This is a genomic window from Nocardioides marmoriginsengisoli (assembly GCF_003725695.1).
In the GTDB taxonomy this organism is placed as follows: domain Bacteria; phylum Actinomycetota; class Actinomycetes; order Propionibacteriales; family Nocardioidaceae; genus Marmoricola; species Marmoricola marmoriginsengisoli.
On the sequence record NZ_RJSE01000007.1, the window covers coordinates 1,050,782 to 1,069,071 of the forward strand.

Sequence of the window (18,290 nt, forward strand, 5' to 3'; positions counted from 1 at the left end):
CTGCTAGAGGCCGAGGTCGCGCCCGATGATCTCCTTCATGATCTCGGTGGTCCCTCCGTAGATCGTCTGGATCCGCGCATCCGCGTAGGCGCGTGCGATCGGGTACTCCATCATGAAGCCGTAGCCCCCGTGCAGCTGGAGGCACTGGGCAGCGACCCGGTTCTGGAGCTCGGTGGTCCACCACTTCGCCTTGGCGGCCTTCACGGGTGTGAGGGTTTTCGCGACGAGCTCGCTGAGGCAAGAGTCGACGAACGTCTGGGCGATCTCGACCTCGGTCGCCAGCTCGGAGAGGGTGAAGCGGGTGTTCTGGAAGCTGCCGATGGACTGGCCGAACGCCTGGCGCTCGTTCACGTAGTCCAGGGTCCACTCGAGCATGCCGACCGAGCAGGCGACCGCGGTGACGGCCAGCGACATCCGCTCCTGCGGCAGGTTGCGGACCAGCGAGAGGAAGCCGGCGCCCTCATCCCCGAGCCGGTTGCTCACCGGGACGCGGACGTCGGTGAACGACAGCTCGCTCGTGTCCTGCCCGCGAAGGCCGAGTTTGTCGAGGTTCCGGCCGCGTTCGAACCCTTCCATCCCGGCCTCGACGACCAGGAGGGTCAGCCCGCGGTGGGGGTGGTCCGACGTCCGGGCGGCGACGACGACGAGGTCCGCGTTCTGGCCGCTGGAGATGAAGGTCTTCGCACCATTGAGGACGTAGTGGTCGCCGTCCAGCGTCGCGCGCGTGCGGATGCCGGAGAGGTCGCTGCCGGTGCCCGGTTCGGTCATCGCGATTGCAGCGATCGACGTGCCCGCCACGAGGCCGGGGACCCACCGTCGGCGCTGCTCGTCGTTGGTCAGCTCCAGGAAGTACGGGCCGAGGACGTCGTTCTGGAGCGCGAGACCCAGACCTGCCGACGACATTCCTGCGCGTCCGAACTCCTCGTCGAGGATGGCGTTGAACCGGAAGTCGTCCACGTCCGGGCCGCCGAGCTCGGCTGGCGCAGCGAACAGCAGGAGTCCCTGCTCGCCGGCGGCCTCGTAGAATGACCGGTCGACTATCTTGGCGTCCTCCCAGCGTTCGAAGTGCGGCGCGGCCTCACGCTCGATGAACGTGCGCACCATCTCCCGGAACCTGTCGTGGTCCTCGTCGAAGATCGTGCGAGGCGAGAACTTCAGTGACGACGACATCGACCAATCCTTCGTGAGTGAATGAAGATTAGGGTAACCAAGGCGACGTCATGAGGCAAGCATTCTGTACAGAACCGTACGAGCGGAGGGTTGAGTGTGAATACTGAATCGGATCAGACTTTGAGCTGAATGACTGCCTGGTACGAATCGTGGGCTGCCACCTGCTCCGCCGCGCGCCGCGCCATCGCGCCGAACATCTCGTCCCCGCGCTCGGTCTGCTCTACCCCGAGCGACAGCGGAACGGCGAGGATCAGTCCGGCGATGGCGTGCGCGCGGTACTTGAGCCAGCAGGTCTCCAGGTCGTAGTCCTCGACACTCCGGGCGAGCACGGCTTGGTGTTCGTCGCACCGACCCGGGGACCGGGACGGCGTTCAGCTCCAGGCGACCGGGCTCGACGAGCTGGAGCGCCTTCATCGCAGCTCCCAACCGGATGTCGTCACACGGACGGCCAACCTGACCTGGTCGGCCAGGACGCGTGCGTGCCACGGTGCCCCCGGGTAGACGTCGAAGTGGTCGCACGGATAGTGGTGGGTGGCGGTACGCGTACGTGCCGCAGCCCCGGGTCGCTGCGGCCGGCGGGGCCGACTGGTCGTTCTCCGCGATCTGCACCAGGGCCGTCCAGGCGATCTCGCACGCGTCCCGGCCGGGGGAGTCCAGGCCCAACGAGAGCAGGACGCGGGCAGCGAATCCGTTCGCCCAGTCAGGTCTCGCGGTGGATCGCATCCCGTCCCCAGCGCCGGGTGCGCTGGGGACAGCCGGTGTGGAACCCGTGCTCGCGATCGGCACGTGGACGGACAGTCGGCCCGCTACGGAGGCCAGGCCGGCGGGGACACCCGAGCGGGCCAGGGCCAGCGTCGGGCCGAGTCCGTCGCGCTTCACGATCTCGCGCATCCCGGCCGCCGTCGGTCGCCGGCGTCAGGGCGATCATCCCGGCCAGGCGACCGTCGCGCCGAGCCGCCCGGAAGACGTGTCCGCCGGAGAGCGACACGCCCCAGACGATGATCCGGGACGGGTCGACGACCGGCAGGGACCGGGCGTGGCTCACGACCGAGGCGCGGTCCGCCAGCTGGCGACGTGCCGAGACGAGCTTATGGGGTTCGCCGGTCGACCGCGCGAAGTTGCGGTAGTCGAACGTGATGGCATCAAGCCGCGGCGAAGCCCTAGGCGAACCCGAACAGGCCGCTGTCCTGGGTCGCGCCGAAGCCGTGGGTCATCACGACGCAGGGCCGGCGACCTGCGTGCTCGAGGTTCGAGGTGGTGGCCCGGGAGCGCGTCGCTGCGATGGCTTCGCCACCTGCCACGATCCGCAGGCCTCCGGTGCCGGTCAAGAGATCCCGCCGAACTCGAGCCGCCTGACGTGCTCGACGCCGTTCTGGAACTGGATGTGCTCGTGCAGGCCGAACATGTCGGTGTAGTCGTCGAGGTAGTTCGTGATGTCCCCGTGTGCTGCGGGAAGTCCGGGACGTCGGCGCCCATCGGGAAGTCCTTGAAAGAGAGTCGTTCCTTCGACGCGTCGATGTGCAGGTACCAGTAGTCGCTGGAGGGCCCGTTGGGGTTGCGGAAGGCCCAGTTGCCTCCGACCCAGTCCGAACTCTCGACGATATCGAAGCGATGCCGGGGTCACGCAGGTTCTTGGCCGAGGTGAGGCCGCTGATGCTGGCGGCGATGACGGCGACTTTGGGGTGGTGGTCACGAGGTTGCTCCTGGTGAGCCCATCACGCGGATCACATAAGGTGAATGATGATTTGACCGTACGACTGACGGTGGACGCCCTGTCAAGATTGCTTGCGTACCGTATTTCTAAGCGACCTTGTGCGGTCTCGGGGTAGTTGGGCGGCCGATCTCAAAAACTTCGAACGAAATACAGATTTGGTCTATTCAGGGTGCGAAATGGCACCTAAGGTGGTGACTGCGGTCACAGCCTCCCGTTGGCCGGCGGATGTACTACTCACCATGTAGGGGTCTCAGTGGGCGTTGAGGTTGTCGTAGAAGGTCTGACGAAGCGGTTCGGTTCGCAGACGGTGTGGAGCGATGTCTCGCTCACCCTCCCCGCCGGGGAGATCTCCGTGATGCTGGGGCCGTCGGGCACCGGCAAGTCGGTGTTCCTCAAGACGCTGATCGGCCTGCTGAAGCCGGACGCCGGACACGTCTGGATCGAGGGTGTCGACATCGCCAAGTGCAGCCGCCAGGACCTCTACGAGATCCGCAAGCTCTTCGGTGTGCTGTTCCAGGACGGCGCGATGTTTGGGTCGATGAACCTGTACGACAACGTCGCCTTCCCGTTGCGGGAACACACGCGCAAGAGCGAGTCGGAGATCCGGCAGATCGTTCTTGAGCGGATGGAGCTCGTGGGCCTCACGGGCGCAGAGAACAAGTTGCCCGGCGAGATTAGCGGTGGCATGCGCAAGCGCGCCGGGCTCGCCCGCGCCCTGGTGCTCGACCCCGAGATCCTCCTCATCGACGAGCCCGACTCTGGGCTCGACCCGGTCCGCACCACCTACATCAACCAGCTCTTCATCGATCTGAACGCGCAGATCGACGCCACGTTCCTGATCGTCACCCACGACATCAATACTGCGAGGACCGTTCCGGACAACATCGGCCTGTTGTACCACCGACACCTGGCGATGTTCGGTCCGCGGGAGATGCTCCTCACGTCGAAGGAGCCAGTGGTTGCACAGTTCCTCAACGCCCAGCGAGTTGGGCCGATCGGCATGTCCGAAGAGAAGGATGCGGACCAGCTCGCCAGCGAGGAGGGCATTGCCATGCCGCCGTTGCCTCCGCTTCCGCTCCAGATCGAGCCTTCCAGCGGGATCCCGCGTCGTGGCCAGCGGGAGTCCGGGGCGTGGTGCCGCGAGAACGGGGTCGTCCCTCCGGCGGGATCCTTCCCCGAGCGCGCTTACGCGATGTCCCTGCACTAGGAGATTCGGGCCAGTAGCGGCAATCCGAGGGTCCGAATTCCTTGAATTAGTTTTAGAAAACACGCCTGAGGGCCATCACTCTCACGGCCACACATCGTTATCGAGACACGAGGTCCAGAAAAGGACGTCGGGATGAGAGGAGACCCCATGGCACTGGCTATCAAGCCTGCGTTGTCCCGGGTCGGTGGGTTTGTGTCGCTCGTGGGGGACTCCTCCCGCGCCATGTTCCGGCGACCCTTCCCGCTCCAGGAGTACCTGGAGCAGACGGTCTTCATCGCAAGCGTGTCCATTCTCCCGGCGGTCTTTGTGACGATCCCGTTCACGGTCGTCGTCCAGTTCTTCATCAACCAGCTCCTGCAGGAGATCGGGGCGACCGACCTGGCCGGCGGAGGCTCGGGCTTCGTCGTGATCCAGGAGCTCGGTCCCTTCTGCAGCGTTCTGGTCGTCGCCGGCGCCGGGGCGACGGCCGTCTGCGCAGATCTCGGCTCACGTCGCATCCGCGAGGAGCTCGACGCGATGGAGACTCTCGGACTCGATCCCATGCATCGACTCGTTGCGCCCCGCGTCTTGGCCTTCACGACGGTGGCTCTGGGCCTCTTCGGCATCGTCTCGGTCGTCGGTCTGGTTGGCACCTACGTGTTCTCGGTAGTGATCGGGGGTGCGAGTCCGGGTTTGTTCGTCTCGAACCTGACACTCGTCACCGGGGCGCCGGAATTCATAATGGCGATGATCAAGACACTGCTCTTCGGAGTCACCGCTGCCTGGGTGGCCTGCTATCTGGGCATGAACGCAAAGGGCGGGCCCAAAGGGGTCGGGGAGGCCGTGAACCAGACGGTCGTGGTCACCCTGATGGTCCTCGTGGTCATCAACTCGGCCGTCACCACCGTCTACCTCCAGTTGGGAGTCTGAGATGTCGACCCTCGAAGAGTCCCGCCGCGAGATCGTCGCCGAAGCGCGTGCCCGGCAGATCGCCGTCATCAAGAACATCCCGCACATTCCTGGCAACGTGATCTACGCGGTCGGGCAGCACATGAATTTCTACGCTGCGGCGCTCGCCGGCATCCCGCTCGCGGTCACGCGCTACCGTCGTGAGGTCGTGCGTTTGATCGCTGCGATCGCCTTCGGTACCGGCGCACTCGTGCTGGTCGGTGGCACCGTGTTCGTCGTCGCCTTCCTCACTGGTTTCGCGGGCGTCGAACTTGGCCTCCAGGGCTACTCCCAGCTAGGCAACATCGGCGTCGAGGCCCTGACTGGGTTCATCTCCGCCTACATCAACACCAGGCTGGCAGCACCGGCTCTCGCAGGCATCGCGCTCACCGCGACCGTGGGTGCCGGCTTCACCGCTCAGTTGGGCGCTATGAGGGTAAGTGAGGAGATCGATGCACTTGAGGTGATGTCGATCCACTCGGTGCCGTACCTCGTCAGTACCCGGATCGTCGCCGGCCTGATCGCGATCATCCCGATTTATTCGGTCTCGCTGCTGGCGTCGTACGCGACGACGCGCGCCGTCGTGACCTTGGGCTTCGGGCAATCGTCAGGTGCCTACTCGCACTACTTCGATACGTTCCTGATCCCATCGGACATCGTGATCTCGTTCATCAAGGTGCTCTTCATGGCCATCGTGATCATGGCCATCTCCTGCTACTACGGCTTCAACGCCAGCGGTGGACCTGCCGGCGTCGGGCGCGCCGTCGGTAGCGCCGTCCGCCTGTCCCTCGTCGTGGTCCTGTTCACCGACATGCTGCTCAGCTTCGCGCTGTACGGGTCCACCGACACCCTCAACATCTCAGGATGACCGCCATGTCAGAATCTCGACGGTTCCTCACCCAGGCCAAAGGGCTTGTCGGTCTGATCGTCATCGGTCTGATCGTCGCTTTCCTCTTCGGCGTCTACCAGCAGGCCTTCGCCTCGGTGACCCATGTGACCGTCGAAGGCGACCGTGTGGGCCTGCAGCTGGACAAGGGCTCGTCGGTCCGGGCGTTCGGCGTTCCGGTCGGGACGGTTCGATCTGTCCGCGTCGTCGGGGACGGGACCGAGATCGACATCGCGATCGACAAGGACAAGGCCGACCTGATCCCAGCCGATGTCACTGCCTCAATCAGGGCCACAACGGTGTTCGGGGCGAAGGTCGTCGAGCTGAACGTGCCTGAGGGTGAGGTCGGAGACAGCATCCAGGCCGGAGCGCGGATCCCCACCAAGAGCGACACGATCGAGGTGAATGACGTCTTCGCCCATGCGATGGACCTCCTGGACGCTGTTGACGTCGAGAAGCTCAACACGACGCTCAACGCAACCGCAACGGCGCTCGACGGTCGGGGGGAGGAGCTGGGGAAGCTGTTGTCGAACACCGACGACTACCTGGCCGCCATCAACCCGAAGCTCGGCCAGCTCGAGGCAGACCTCGACCTGACCGAAACCGTCGCGGGCAACTACAACCAGGTTGCCCCCGAGGTGTTGAGAACTGCGGACCAGCTCACCACCACGACCGATCTGCTCGCCTCGACGCAGGCGGACTTCCACCAGATCGCCGGCGACGTCGCGGTGGGTACTGATGCGGCGGCGGGGTTCATCCGGTCGATCGGGGTCCCTTTGACCCGCACGGTCCAGAGTCTCGGCCCCGTGAGCTCACTGCTGCGGACATACGCGCCCGAGCTCGCCTGTGCGCTTCCCCAGCTCGTGGAGCACAACATCCGGTTCAAGCCACTGTTCGACAACGCGGCTCCTGAGCTCTACGGCTCGATCAGCTTCCTGCCGGGTCAGGAGCCGTACACCAAGGCAAATCTGCCCAAGTTCGTCCGGGGAGTCGGACCGCGTTGCTACCAGCAGCAGACCTTGGCCAAGCCGGTGGTCCCACACGTCGAGTTCGATGACGGTACGGCCGGTATCTACGACACCTCGATGACGCCTGAGGTCGCGAGTCCCGTGACCCTGTACTACGACATGGTCCAGTCCTTCTTCGGTTCGAGCGGTCTCAACGCGCTGCTGGCCGGGCAGAAGGCGGATCTCGCTGCGAACAAGAACGGGGCGCGCCGATGAGGTTCAAGACATCGACGTTGGCGAAGGTACTGGTCTTCGTCGTGGTGACCGGGTTCCTGGTGACCTTGGTCGGACTGACCTTCTCGCAGGTGCGGGTAGAGAAGAAGGACACCTATCGGGCGATCTTCAGCAACGCCTCTGGGCTTGCCAGCAACGTCGACGTCCGCGGGTCGGGAGTCTCGATCGGGTCGGTCAAGTCGATCAGCCGTCGTGACGCCGGCGGTGTGGTCGTTACCTTCACTGTGAAGAAGGGCCTTCGCCTGCCGGAGACCAGCGAGGCGCGGATCCGTTACGCGAACCTCACCGGTGACCGTTACCTGGAGCTGACCCCGGGCGACGGCCCGCGTGACCGCGTCCTGCGGGTCGGCGCGACGATTCCCGAGACGCGCACCAAGCCGGCGCTCGAGCTCGACGACCTGTTCGCCGGGTTCGACCCGTTGATGCAGGCGCTTTCGCCGGAGGAGGTCAACGAGCTCAGCACCAACATCCTCGCCGTCACGCAGGGCGAGGCCGGTGCGGTGAAGTCGATGCTCGCCAACGTCGGGTCCTTCACCTCGGGTCTCGCCGAGCGCGACGAGTTGATCGGCTCGGTGATCACCGAGTTGTCCAAGACGCTCACCACGCTGGACGGCCGGAAGGACGAGTTCGACGACCTCCTTGTTGCCCTCAGCGATCTGACGGGCAAGGTCAGGGACGACCGTGAGGCTTTCGGCAAGGCGCTGTCGCAGTTCTCTGCTCTCGGCACCGATATCGGTGACTTCATCGAAGCCATCCGGCCGGGCCTGAAGGCGAACATCGCCCAACTAGCGATCGCGGCGGGCAAGCTCAACGACGACGAGCCGTACCTACGGCAGGTTCTCGGCGTCGCCAAGCAGGCTCTGATGCGCGGCGGCCGACTGGGTGGCAACGCCTCGCAGTTCAACTTCTTCCTGTGCTCCTTGCGGGTGAAGGTCGAGGTGCCGGGCACAGCCGGATTCCTCACGCCGAACCTCTTTGCCTCCGACGACCGCTGCAAGAAGGGAGCCAACTGATGCCCGGCGCACCGAAGAGAACTCTCCAGGAACGCAACCAGGCCGCGTTGGGTCTCATCGGCCTTGCCGTGATGCTCCTGATCATGGTTTGTGCTCTCAATGTCAACGCGATCCGGTCCGTGTTCGGCGAAACCACCTTCGAGGCGGCGTTCGTCGACGCTGGCGGAGTGCGTTCGGGTGACGACGTCCGTGTCGACGGCGTGAGCGTCGGCTCGGTCAAGTCGGTGGAGCTGGACGGCAAGCACGTCAAGGTCACCTTTCGCGCCGGTGACGTCCGGCTCGGCAACAAGACCACCGTCGCGGTGCGCAGCGACAACGCACTCGGCAGCAAGTACCTCGCGGTTGAACCAGCGGGTTCGGGTAGCGAGACGACAGTCCCGGTTCAACGCACCGATCCAGGAGTTGCAGTCAGCGAGGTGCTGGGGAAGTTGACGGCCAACAACGAACAGATCGACACCAAGCGCCTCGCCGCGTCGTTCGAGTCGATGACCAAGGTCCTGGACGCCACTCCGAAGGAGTTCGCGTCAGCGCTCGAGGGCGTGTCGGCGCTGAGCGAGACCATCAGCTCCCGAGACGCCGAGCTGGAGCAGCTGCTGCAGCGGGCGAGCAGCATCTCGGGGGTCCTCGCCGACCGGAACGAGCAGCTCCTCGCGATCATGAGCAACGGCACGGCCCTGTTCCGCGAGATCAACCAACGCCGCGACGCGATCTCGGTGCTGTTCACCGAGGTCCGGCACGGCGCCAAGCAGTTCGCCGGGCTCGCGACCGACAGCAAGGGCACGCTCTCGCCGAACCTGGCGAAGATCAACAAGCTCGCGAAGACGCTGGCCGACTACCGCGACGACCTCAGCTACGTCCTGACCACCTTCCCCAGGTACGCCCGCTCCCTCGGCGAGGCGGTCGGGTCCGGACCGTTCTTCCAGGCGTACGTCGCGAACCTGTTCGCCCCCGAGACGCTCGCCAACACCGACAACGTGGTCAAGTCGATCCTCGACCCTTCCTACAACGGAGCCGTGAACTGATGAGCGCCGTCCTTCGATCACCCAAGATGATCGCCATCGGGGTCGTAGCAGCCGTGCTGCTCGCCCTGGCGATGTCCGCCTTCGCCGACGGCAAGCGGACCGTCGTGGCGTACTTCACTGAGGCCAAGGGCGTCTACGTCGGTGACGACGTCACCGTCCTCGGCGTCCCGGTGGGAACGATCAGCAAGATCACTCCCAGCCGCGACCAGGTCCGGGTGGAGATGGAGATCAACGACGACCAGAAGCTCCCGGCCGACGCCCGCGCCGCGATCGTCAGCAAGTCGCTGGTGTCCGTGCGTGCGATCGTCATCGGCCCGGTGTACGACGGCGGTCCGGTGCTCGCTGACGGCGCGGCGATCCCACTGGCGCGAACCACGGTCCCGGTGGAGTTCGACCGGGTCAAGGACGAGTTGGTGAAGCTCACCGCCGCACTGGGACCGCAGGGCGCCAACAAGAAGGGTGCTGCGAGCGACCTGGTGTCGTCGACCGCGAAGTACCTGGAAGGTCACGGCGCCGACATCAACCAGACGATCGAGGACCTGTCGCAGGCGGCGAAGGTGCTTGCCGACAACAAGGGTGAGACGTTCGCGACCGTGCGGAACCTGAACATCTTCGTACAGGCGCTGCAGCAGAGTGACGACCAGGTACGGGCCTTCGAGACCCAGCTGGCCAGCGCTTCTGCCGTCGTCGCCAAGAACCGGACCGATATCTCGCAGGCCGCTCGGGAGTTCAAGAACCTCCTCAAGGAGGGCAAGCACTTCTTTGACACCGACGGGAAGGCACTCGCCGAGACCCTGAAGTCGCTCGAGGCCACCACCTCGGTCCTTTCGGAGAACCGGCAGTCGATCGCCGACCTCCTCCAGGTGACGCCGACCGCGATCTCGAACCTGTACAACATCCTCGATCCGCGTGGGCCGGCGATCACCGGAGCATTGGCCGTGTCGAACTTCGGCGATCCGGCGTACATCGTCTGCGGCGGGCTCTTCGCGCTCGGCGGAGACACCGCCGACTGCAAGAAGGCGCTCGAGCCGCTGGCCGAGTACTTCAAATTCTCCGCACCCCCCATCGGTCTCAACCCGATCAACAGCGATGGCCTCCCGCCGGGAGCGCTGACCACTCCCGACCAGGCGGACATCCTGGGGAAGTCCTCCCAGGGCACGGCCGGGAAGTCGAAGACCGAGGAAGCCGACCTCATCAGTCAGCTCTCCACGCTGTTGGGAGGCGGACGATGAACAAGTTCCACGCTCTGTTGATCAGCGGCGCGCTGATCAGCACGACAGGGTGCTCCTTCACCGGGATCAACACGGTCTCGCTGCCCTTGAGCAAGGGGCGTGGTGACGATGCCGTGACCGTAAAGGTGCAACTGGAGAACTCGACGAACCTCGTCCCGAACTCCGAGGTCAAGTACGGCGAGGTCACCATCGGCTCGATCCGCAAGATCGAACTGGAAAACTGGACAGCGACGCTGACCATCGGTCTGGAGAAAGACTCGAAGGTTCCTGCGGACGTGACCGCCAAGGTGGCCCAGAAGAGCCTGCTGGGTGCCGAGTACCTGGAGCTGAAGAAGCCAACAGGGACGCGGACCGCGGGCGCGAACGACTTCCTCGAGGACGGCGACGTCATCGACCTGAAGCGGACCGAGCGGTACCCCGAGACCGAGGAGGTCCTCAGTGCGGCGTCCCTCCTGCTAAACGGCGGAGGCCTCCCCGCGCTCAAGACGATCAGCTCCGAGGCCAACCTCGCGCTCACCGGGCGGGCAGGCGACGTGAAGTCCTTCGTGCGCCGCGTCGACGAGACGACGCGTCGGCTCGACGCACAGCGTGACTCGATCACCGGCGCGATGGAGAAGCTCGATGCTCTCAGCCGCACTATCAACGGGCAGTCCGACGTGCTCGACCGGGCCCTGGTGTCCTTCCCGAAGGGCGCCCAGATGCTCGACGAGGAGGAGCAGCAGCTGTTGAACGCGCTTCGCGGCCTCGGCCGGCTCGAGGACGCCACCGCGGTGACCTTCGCGCCGAACGACCAGGCCTTCGGTCGGATCCTCGACAACCTCGTGCCCGTCACGACCCAGGTCGCCAACGTGGACCATCTCGCTGCGGCACTCGAGAGCGTCAGCTACCCGTTCCCGTCCACCAAGATGAAGGCGATCACGCGGTCCGACTACCTGAACCTCGGTGGGACGATCGTGCTCGACGCAGGCGACATCGCGAAGAATTTCCTCGGCCTGACGTCCCTCGACGGTCTGTTCACAGGGTTCGTCAAGGGCCTTCCCAACGGTGCTGCCGGTGAAGCGACGAACCCGCTGACGGCACCCGTCGAAGGGCTTCTCGGGCAGGGGCTGGACGGCGCGCTGGGTGGCCTGGGCGGCAAGGGCACGCCCAAGCCCGAGAAATCCGGTTCCCCGACGACCAAGTCGCCCGTTCAGCCCACCCCGACCCCGACGTCGAAGCCGAACCTGCTGGAACTCCTGCTCGGAGGTGCAAAGTGATCAGCAACCTGGTCCGCCGACAGTTGTACCTCTTCGGTGCCATCACCGTGATCGCGTTGACGGTCATGTCGCTGAACTACGTTCGCATCCCCGCTCAGCTCGGCTTCGGACGGTTCGACGTCGACGTGAAACTCAGCCATGCAGCGGGCCTCTACCCGAAGGCCGAAGTGACCTATCGAGGTGCAGATGTCGGTCAGGTCAAGAGCCTTGACATCGCGCCGGGCGGGGGAGTCATCGCTCACCTCCAGATCGACGATGGTGCCCGGATCCCCGCCGATGCCGTCGCACAGGTGCGAAGCGCATCGGTCATCGGTGAGCAGTACGTCAACTTCGTGCCGCCGTCCGGCGCCGGTTCCAGCAAGGTGCTGCGCGCAGGATCTGTGATCCCCAGAAGTCAGACGTCGCTGCCGACCACGACCAACGAAGTGCTCGACGCCGTCGACACCTTCGTGGCGTCGATCCCCAAAAGCGACCTGGAGACGGTGCTCGACGAGCTGGGAGCCGCGTTCGACTCCTCGGGTGAGAACCTCGGAACCCTGATCGACTCTGCTTCCGAGGTCGTCGACGCCGCGAACGAGAACGTGGACGAGACGATCTCGCTGATCGACAACGTCGGCCCGGTACTCAAGACCCAGGTCGAGATGGACGGAAACCTTCGCTCGTTCGTCTCGAGTCTCGACACGGTCACCGGTGAGCTTCAGAAGGCCGAGGGCGACCTTCGCACGATCTTCACTGAGGGTTCTCCCACGGTGCGCGCTGTGATTCCCTTCTCCGAGGGCCTGGTGCCGGTGTTCGGCAATGTCCTGGACGACGTGGGCGACGTCGGCGAGGTCGCGAACGCGTACCAGCCCGCTCTGGAGCACATCCTCACGATCTATCCCGCGATGGAGAACGTCTTCCACTCCACCTTCCCGATCGCCAACGAGGACGACGAGCTCCCGGCTGTGAATCTCTGGTTCAAGTTGAGCTTCGACCCTCCGGTGTGCACCCAGGGCTTCGAGGGCGCCAACAAGTACCAGGCGACCGGCGACAAGACCGTGCGTCCCGTGCCTGCGGACACCTACTGCAAGGTGGGACCCGGGTCCAAGCAGGTGCTGCGCGGTGCGCGCAACGCTCCGTGTCCCAACGGAGCAGGCCGAGGTGCCTACGCAGCTGACTGCGGTCTCGTCTTCGACCGCGACGAGGTTGTCCAGCAGCGGCAGCAGTCCCGGATCCCGGCTCTGGCCGACAACGGCATGACGTCGTTGTTCGCCGGGAACACGTTCTTCCTGCAGGACAAGGCCGCGACCACGAACGGTCCAGGCACCCTGCAGGACCTCCTGATGGGTCGGACCCGATGACTACCGTGAAGCGCCTCCTCGGCGGACGCTTATTCTGGATCGTGCTCGCCCTCCTGGTCGGTGCACTGGTTGCATGGGAGGTCGTCGGTCTCCGTTCCGACCAGGCGGTCGACGACCGCAGGGACGCAGCGGTCAAGACCGCCACGGCCCAGGTGCTCGACCTGACGACGCTGGACTCGGAGACCGTCGAAGGGAAGCTCGCTGCCATGGCGAAGCGCACCGCCGGCGATTTCGCTGACCAGCTCGGCGGTATCACCACAACCTTCGCCAACCTCGTCAAGCAGAACCAGATCACTGCCAAAGGTGTCGTCGACGCGGCCGGGGTCGTGTCGTCGTCCGACAAGGACGCCGTCGTGATCGTGGCGTCTAGCGCCACCGTCACGGAGAAGGGCAAGCAGCCGACCGTTCGCTCGTACCGGATGCAGATCACGCTCGAAAGGCAGAAGGGCGAGTGGAAGGTCAACGACATGGAGTTCGTCCAATGAATGACGTCGACGTTCCGGAAGACGCGCGCCCTAGGAAGTGGCTGTTCGCAGACCGTCCGAGAGCGGTGGTGGTTCTGCTGGTGATCGCTCTGCTGGCGGCGGCTCTCGTCCTGGCCGTCGTCCAGCGGGGCCGGACGGACTTCGCGGACTCGGCCGGGCCCAGGAAGTCGGTCGTGACCAACGTCGAGTCGTTGCTGTCCTACAACTCCGCGACGCTCAAGGGCGAGCTCGCGACGGAGAAGCGGTACCTGACCGGCTCGTTCGCGGAGGAGTACGTGACTCTGGTCCAAGACAAGATCGCGCCGGCCGCCGAGGCGGCATCGGTCAAGACGACATCGGAGGTCAAGGCCAGCGGGGTCGAATCGTTGTCGAACGACCGCATGGTCCTCGTTCTGTTCGTCACCACGACCACCCTGAGCGACGAGCTTGCCGAACCCAAGGTGGCGGGTAGCCGGCTGAGGGTGACGGCGCTCAAGGTCGACGGTGCGTGGCTGATCAGCGGCCTGAAGCCGATCTGATGACCCAGGTTTCCGTCGGCCCTCCGTCGCGACCCCGTGGTAGGCCGAAGCTCGACATCACGTCGGATGCGATCGCTCGCGAAGTGGCTGCACTGTTCGATGAGGGCGGTCCGGAGGCCGTGTCGATCGCTGGCGTCGCCGAGCGTCTCGGGGTGGCACGGGCGACGCTCTACCGCACCGTGCCGAGCCGGCAGCATCTGCTGGCGGTCCTGTTCGAGAAGTCGATCCAGGGACTGCTGGACGACTCGCGTTCGGTGACCGAGGAGCTCGCAGATCCGTGGGCCCAGCTCGCCGGGCTCGTCCGCCTGCACGCCGACATCGCGATCCGCATGCGCAGCTACCTGCCGGTCTTTTTCGACAGCAGCTCGTTGCCTCCCGAGGTCGCTGCTGTCTGGGCCGACTTCGTCGGGGCGTTCGAAGCTCTCTGGTCGTCAGTGATCCAGCACAACATGGACGCCGGATACCTGACACCGGCCGACCCGATGCTGGTCACCCGGTTAATCACGGGCCAGTTCAACTGGGTCTGCCACTGGTACCGCTACGACCCGAGCTACTCGAGTGAGGACATCGCGGCCACCGCCATGGGCCTGCTCGGCGGGCTGCGGGGACGGATCCCCAGTCAGCGACGGGGCTAGGCCGAGTTCTCCGCGCCGACCAGGAACATGCAGCAGGCGGTCTCGGTGATCGACTCGACGGACGTGTTCCCGAGGGAGGGCCACTCGACGGTCCAGGTCAGGGCGCCGATGATCATCATGTACAGGTTCACCGGCGTGATGTCGGCACGGACCAATCCGGCCGCGGCTGCAGCGGACATCAGGTCGGCCCAGTAGCGGCCGTAGGCACCCTCGTGCGTGCGGTGCAACCGTCTCACCTCGGCCGGCACCTGGCCGATCACGCTGATGTACGACGCCACGTACTCGGGCTGCACTCGCGCGGCCAGGATCTGGCCGCGGATGGCGGCTCGGATCCGGTCGACCGGGCCTGCCTCGTCATCGAGGCCCTCGACCTCGCCTCGTACGACGTCGAACACCCGAGTCAGCGTGTGCTCGAGCACGGCTGCGGTGAGTGCGTGCTTGGACGGGTAGTAGTAGTACAGGCTTCCGGTCTCGAGGCCGGCCTGAGCTGCGATGGCGGTGAGCGGGGTGTCGGCGTAACCACGGTCGGCGAATACCTGGATGGCGGCGTCGAAGATCCGAAGCCGGGTCGCCTCGGACTTTGCGCGCGATCGGGTCCGCGGAGCACGAGTGGTCACCTGGCCGCCTCAGCGATGAACCCGTGCCGGAACATGACCTGAGCGTCGTGCACGAGTGCGTCGAGCGTGCAGGCTCGTTCCGTCCACCACTCGGTGGCCCAGTTGAGCGATCCCACGAGGAGGAGGTGGGCGGTCTTCACGTCCAGCTCCTCACGAAGCACGCCGGCTGCCTCGGCGTCCTTGAACAGGCCACGCCACACCCCGTTGTACTTGCGCTCCTCGGCCTGCTGCTTCTCGCGGACCCCCGGAGGGAACTGGGTGACGTTGCGGATCACCGCGTGCGCGAACCCTGACTCGGCCATCAGCTGACGGAGGTGGGCCGCGATCGCGATCTCGATCAGGTCGATCGGGCCCAAGCCGGCGGGGGCCTGGGCCAGGGCGAACTCGAGGCGATCGCGGAGCCGGACCGTCCCGGAGACGACGACCTCAGCGATCAGCTCCTCGCGGGATGTGAAGTAGTAGTAGATGGCCGGTGCGTTGAGGTCGGCCTCCTGGGCGACGGCGGCAACACTGGTTCCGGCCACACCGCGCTGGCTGAGGATGGTGGCGGCCGCCTCGAGGATCCGCTGCCGCGTGCGCTCCCAGCGGGTCTCGTCGGCATCATCCGGCGGACGCGGGCTGTCAGAGGTCACTTGCACAGCGTAGACGCGGCCGCGGCTGCTCCCTGGCATCCGTGCGGCTCAGGCCCAGCAGTTCTCCAGGACGACAGCGAGCCCTTGTCCCACGCCGATGCAGATTGCGGCCACGCCCCAGCGGGATCCACGAACTCTTAGGTCGTGTGCCAGCGTGCCGATGATCCGTGCCCCCGATGCGCCGAGCGGGTGGCCGATCGCGATCGCGCCACCGCGCGTGTTGACGATGGCCGGATCGATGCCCCACGCGTCGACGCACGCGAGGGACTGGACGGCGAACGCCTCGTTGAGCTCGACCGCGCCGACGTCGGCCCAGGTGATCCCGGCCCGTGCCAGCGCTCGGTCTGCAGCCTCGACCGGGGCGTACCCGAACAGCTGAGGGTCCAGGGCGGCCGCTGCGCGCCCGGCGATCCGCGCCAGAGGAGGGGACCCGATCCTGTCAGCGGCTGCTCCGGAACCGATGAGCACGGCGGCCGAGCCGTCGTTCAGCGGTGACGCGTTGCCTGCGGTGATCGTCCCGTCGGGACGGAACGCCGGACGTAGCGCGGCCAGCGTCTCGGTAGTGGTGCCTTCCCGGATGCCCTCGTCGCGGTCGAGGTCGACGCCGGGCACCGGCACGATCAGGTCGTCGTAGAAGCCGTCGTTCCAGGCGGCGTCAGCGAGTGCATGCGAACGAGCCGCGAACTCGTCTTGTCGTTCGCGGGAGATGGAGTACTTCTCCTGGAGCAGTTCATTGCACTCGCCGAGCGAGCGGGTCCACTCCGCCGGCATGCGCTCGTTCACCAGCCGCCAGCCCAGGGTGGTCGACACTGCCACGGCGTCGCCCGCCGGAAAGGCGCGTGACGGCTTGGGGAGCACCCAGGGAGCCCGGGTCATGGACTCCACTCCGCCGGCCACGACGATCTCGGCGTCGCCACTCTCAATGGTCCTGGAGGCGCTCATGACCGCGTCCATGCTGGATCCGCACAGCCGGTTGATCGTCGTCGCCGGGACCGAGGTGGGCAGGCCGGCCAGGAGCACGGCCATCCGCCCGACGTTGCGGTTGTCCTCCCCGGCCCCGTTGGCCAGGCCCCAGGTGACGTCGCCGATGCGGGACGGGTCGAGCTCGGGAACCGAGCTCAGCAGCCCGCCCAGCGCTGTGGCGGCAAGGTCGTCTGGACGAACCTCGGACAGTGCGCCGTTGAAGCGTCCGAAGGGTGTGCGTGCGCTGCGGTAGATGTAGGAGTCAGGCATCAGGTCAGCCGTTGGCCGGAGCAGTGCCGTGGATGAGGCGCTCATGCATGAAGGTCGGTTCGGCAGCTCCGGGAAGCATGGCGATCAGCTCCGCGGTCGGGAAGAACTGGCGGAAACGGGGGTCGACCGCAGAGAAGTCGGCGACGTACTTCTCCATGATCAGCGAGTTGTACTGGTCTGCTGCGGACTCGATCGTGTTGGCGTTGATCACGACCTCCTGGTGCCACTGCTCGGCCCACTCGGCCACACCGGGGATCTTGCTGTGCTCGGGGGTGACGAGTTCTGCGGCCACCGTGTTCTCGCTGAACGTCCAGATACCGGTGTCGGTGTTCAGGCACAAAGACATGTTCCCGGCCACGTGGCCGTAGGTCAGCAGCAGAGCGACGCCGGGCCCGAGCAGGACGTCACCGTCGACGAGGATGATCTTCTCGGCGGGGACATCGGCGTAGGTCGTCGGCTGGTACCAGGGCTGCTGGAACGGGTGCAGGTCGGACAGGCTCTCCCACTCGGTGCGCTGGACGATCACCTTGGCGTTGGGGAAGACGGCCTCGACGGGCGCGTCGGGCGAGATGTCGTCCTGCGGACGGGTCGTGCCCAGCCAGTGCCGGAGGTCCTGGGTGTGCAGGTGGTCGTACGCGAGGTAGTCCACGTCCTCGGGGGCGATGCCGATCGCCTCGAGGTGGTCGAGCGGTGAGTGGTGCACCTTGACGATCTCGCGGACCTCCTCCGTCGACCGGCTCGTGAACAGGTCCTTGAAGTACGGCGTGTTCGAGTCGAGTGGTCCGTCGCTGGCGTTGAACAGGAGTGTCCGTCGCGTGCCGGACTCGTCGTGCCACTGGGCGACGAACATGCGGATCCGGAAGTTCATAAACTCCGCGTCGATCGTGGTCGCGCGCCAGAGACCGAAGGCGGTCGGGTAGGGGATCGTGGACAGATCGAACGACTCGGCGTACGCCGGGACGCCCGTGGCGGCGAACTCCTTGCGGAAGATCTCGGCGGCGGCCTTGGTCGCTCGCAGCCGCGCACCGACGCCGCCGGGGGCCGTGCGGGCCGGGGCCAGGCTCTCGAGGACGGTGAACGCTTCGGCGCTCCCGGAGGGTTCCGGGAGGATGACCGGGTCGGTGGTCGGGATCTTGATCGTCATGGTGGAGCTCCGGTTCGG

General features: G+C 65.8%; 19 protein-coding genes. 12 read left to right on the top strand and 7 right to left on the bottom strand.

Features of this window, described 5'->3' with window-relative positions; translation table 11 throughout:
• Positions 1-3: 3 nt before the first annotated feature.
• The 3 genes from EFK50_RS13640 to EFK50_RS22215 all read right to left on the bottom strand — a co-directional run bounded on the left by EFK50_RS13640 (position 4) and on the right by EFK50_RS22215 (position 2,498).
• Positions 4-1,170: an acyl-CoA dehydrogenase family protein gene (locus EFK50_RS13640; RefSeq protein ID WP_123228077.1), complete on the bottom strand. Its 1,167-nt coding sequence runs from the start codon at positions 1,168-1,170 to the stop codon at positions 4-6.
• 113 nt (positions 1,171-1,283) lie between these two features.
• On the bottom strand, positions 1,284-1,499 hold the full coding sequence (locus tag EFK50_RS13645; protein ID WP_123228078.1) for a hypothetical protein: 216 nt from the start codon (positions 1,497-1,499) through the stop codon (positions 1,284-1,286).
• A gap of 831 nt (positions 1,500-2,330) precedes the next feature.
• The gene (locus EFK50_RS22215) at positions 2,331-2,498 is read right to left on the bottom strand and encodes a hypothetical protein (protein WP_183407814.1); all 168 of its coding nucleotides are present in this window, start codon (positions 2,496-2,498) and stop codon (positions 2,331-2,333) included.
• A gap of 639 nt (positions 2,499-3,137) precedes the next feature.
• Between EFK50_RS22215 and EFK50_RS13650 the strand changes: the two genes are divergently transcribed.
• From EFK50_RS13650 to EFK50_RS13705, 12 genes are all read left to right on the top strand, one after another.
• A complete protein-coding gene (locus EFK50_RS13650; protein ID WP_123228079.1) occupies positions 3,138-4,091 on the top strand; it encodes an ABC transporter ATP-binding protein in 954 nt (317 codons plus the stop codon).
• Between the two features lie 147 nt (positions 4,092-4,238).
• A complete protein-coding gene (locus tag EFK50_RS13655) occupies positions 4,239-5,000 on the top strand; it encodes an MlaE family ABC transporter permease (protein WP_123228080.1) in 762 nt (253 codons plus the stop codon).
• A gap of 1 nt (position 5,001) precedes the next feature.
• On the top strand, positions 5,002-5,886 hold the full coding sequence (locus tag EFK50_RS13660; protein WP_123228081.1) for an ABC transporter permease: 885 nt from the start codon (positions 5,002-5,004) through the stop codon (positions 5,884-5,886).
• Positions 5,883-7,127 (top strand): MCE family protein, encoded by a 1,245-nt coding sequence (locus tag EFK50_RS13665; protein ID WP_123228082.1) that lies wholly within the window; start codon positions 5,883-5,885, stop codon positions 7,125-7,127. Before EFK50_RS13660 ends, EFK50_RS13665 begins: the two co-directional genes overlap by 4 nt.
• On the top strand, positions 7,124-8,158 hold the full coding sequence (locus EFK50_RS13670) for an MCE family protein (protein WP_123228083.1): 1,035 nt from the start codon (positions 7,124-7,126) through the stop codon (positions 8,156-8,158). Before EFK50_RS13665 ends, EFK50_RS13670 begins: the two co-directional genes overlap by 4 nt.
• Entirely contained in the window at positions 8,158-9,180 is a 1,023-nt protein-coding gene (locus EFK50_RS13675; RefSeq protein WP_123228084.1) for an MCE family protein, read from the top strand. Before EFK50_RS13670 ends, EFK50_RS13675 begins: the two co-directional genes overlap by 1 nt.
• Positions 9,180-10,412 carry an MCE family protein gene (locus tag EFK50_RS13680; protein ID WP_123228085.1) on the top strand — a complete coding sequence of 411 codons (1,233 nt, stop codon included), beginning with the start codon at positions 9,180-9,182 and terminating at the stop codon, positions 10,410-10,412. Before EFK50_RS13675 ends, EFK50_RS13680 begins: the two co-directional genes overlap by 1 nt.
• Positions 10,409-11,668, top strand: a complete 1,260-nt coding sequence (locus tag EFK50_RS13685) for an MCE family protein (RefSeq protein WP_123228086.1) — start codon at positions 10,409-10,411, stop codon at positions 11,666-11,668. Before EFK50_RS13680 ends, EFK50_RS13685 begins: the two co-directional genes overlap by 4 nt.
• Complete coding sequence (locus tag EFK50_RS13690; RefSeq protein WP_123228087.1) at positions 11,665-13,008, top strand: MCE family protein; 1,344 nt, start codon at positions 11,665-11,667, stop codon at positions 13,006-13,008. The genes EFK50_RS13685 and EFK50_RS13690 overlap by 4 nt, the downstream gene beginning before the upstream one ends.
• Positions 13,009-13,013: 5 nt before the next feature.
• The gene (locus EFK50_RS13695; protein ID WP_148046164.1) at positions 13,014-13,493 is read left to right on the top strand and encodes a hypothetical protein; all 480 of its coding nucleotides are present in this window, start codon (positions 13,014-13,016) and stop codon (positions 13,491-13,493) included.
• 80 nt (positions 13,494-13,573) lie between these two features.
• Positions 13,574-14,011, top strand: coding sequence for a hypothetical protein (locus EFK50_RS13700; protein WP_148046165.1), 438 nt, complete (start codon positions 13,574-13,576; stop codon positions 14,009-14,011).
• A complete protein-coding gene (locus EFK50_RS13705) occupies positions 13,981-14,646 on the top strand; it encodes a TetR/AcrR family transcriptional regulator (protein ID WP_148046166.1) in 666 nt (221 codons plus the stop codon). The genes EFK50_RS13700 and EFK50_RS13705 overlap by 31 nt, the downstream gene beginning before the upstream one ends.
• Here EFK50_RS13705 and EFK50_RS13710 read toward each other — a convergent pair.
• Genes EFK50_RS13710 through EFK50_RS13725 form a run of 4 tightly spaced genes read right to left on the bottom strand, consistent with a single transcriptional unit; the run spans position 14,643 to position 18,272 of the window.
• On the bottom strand, positions 14,643-15,263 hold the full coding sequence (locus tag EFK50_RS13710; protein ID WP_123228091.1) for a TetR/AcrR family transcriptional regulator: 621 nt from the start codon (positions 15,261-15,263) through the stop codon (positions 14,643-14,645). The genes EFK50_RS13705 and EFK50_RS13710 overlap by 4 nt on opposite strands.
• Positions 15,260-15,895 (bottom strand): TetR/AcrR family transcriptional regulator, encoded by a 636-nt coding sequence (locus tag EFK50_RS13715; protein ID WP_183407815.1) that lies wholly within the window; start codon positions 15,893-15,895, stop codon positions 15,260-15,262. The genes EFK50_RS13710 and EFK50_RS13715 overlap by 4 nt, the downstream gene beginning before the upstream one ends.
• Before the next feature lie 48 nt (positions 15,896-15,943).
• Positions 15,944-17,128: a thiolase family protein gene (locus tag EFK50_RS13720; RefSeq protein WP_123228093.1), complete on the bottom strand. Its 1,185-nt coding sequence runs from the start codon at positions 17,126-17,128 to the stop codon at positions 15,944-15,946.
• A 4-nt stretch (positions 17,129-17,132) separates the two neighbouring features.
• Positions 17,133-18,272 (bottom strand): MBL fold metallo-hydrolase, encoded by a 1,140-nt coding sequence (locus tag EFK50_RS13725; RefSeq protein ID WP_183407816.1) that lies wholly within the window; start codon positions 18,270-18,272, stop codon positions 17,133-17,135.
• Positions 18,273-18,290 lie beyond the last annotated feature (18 nt).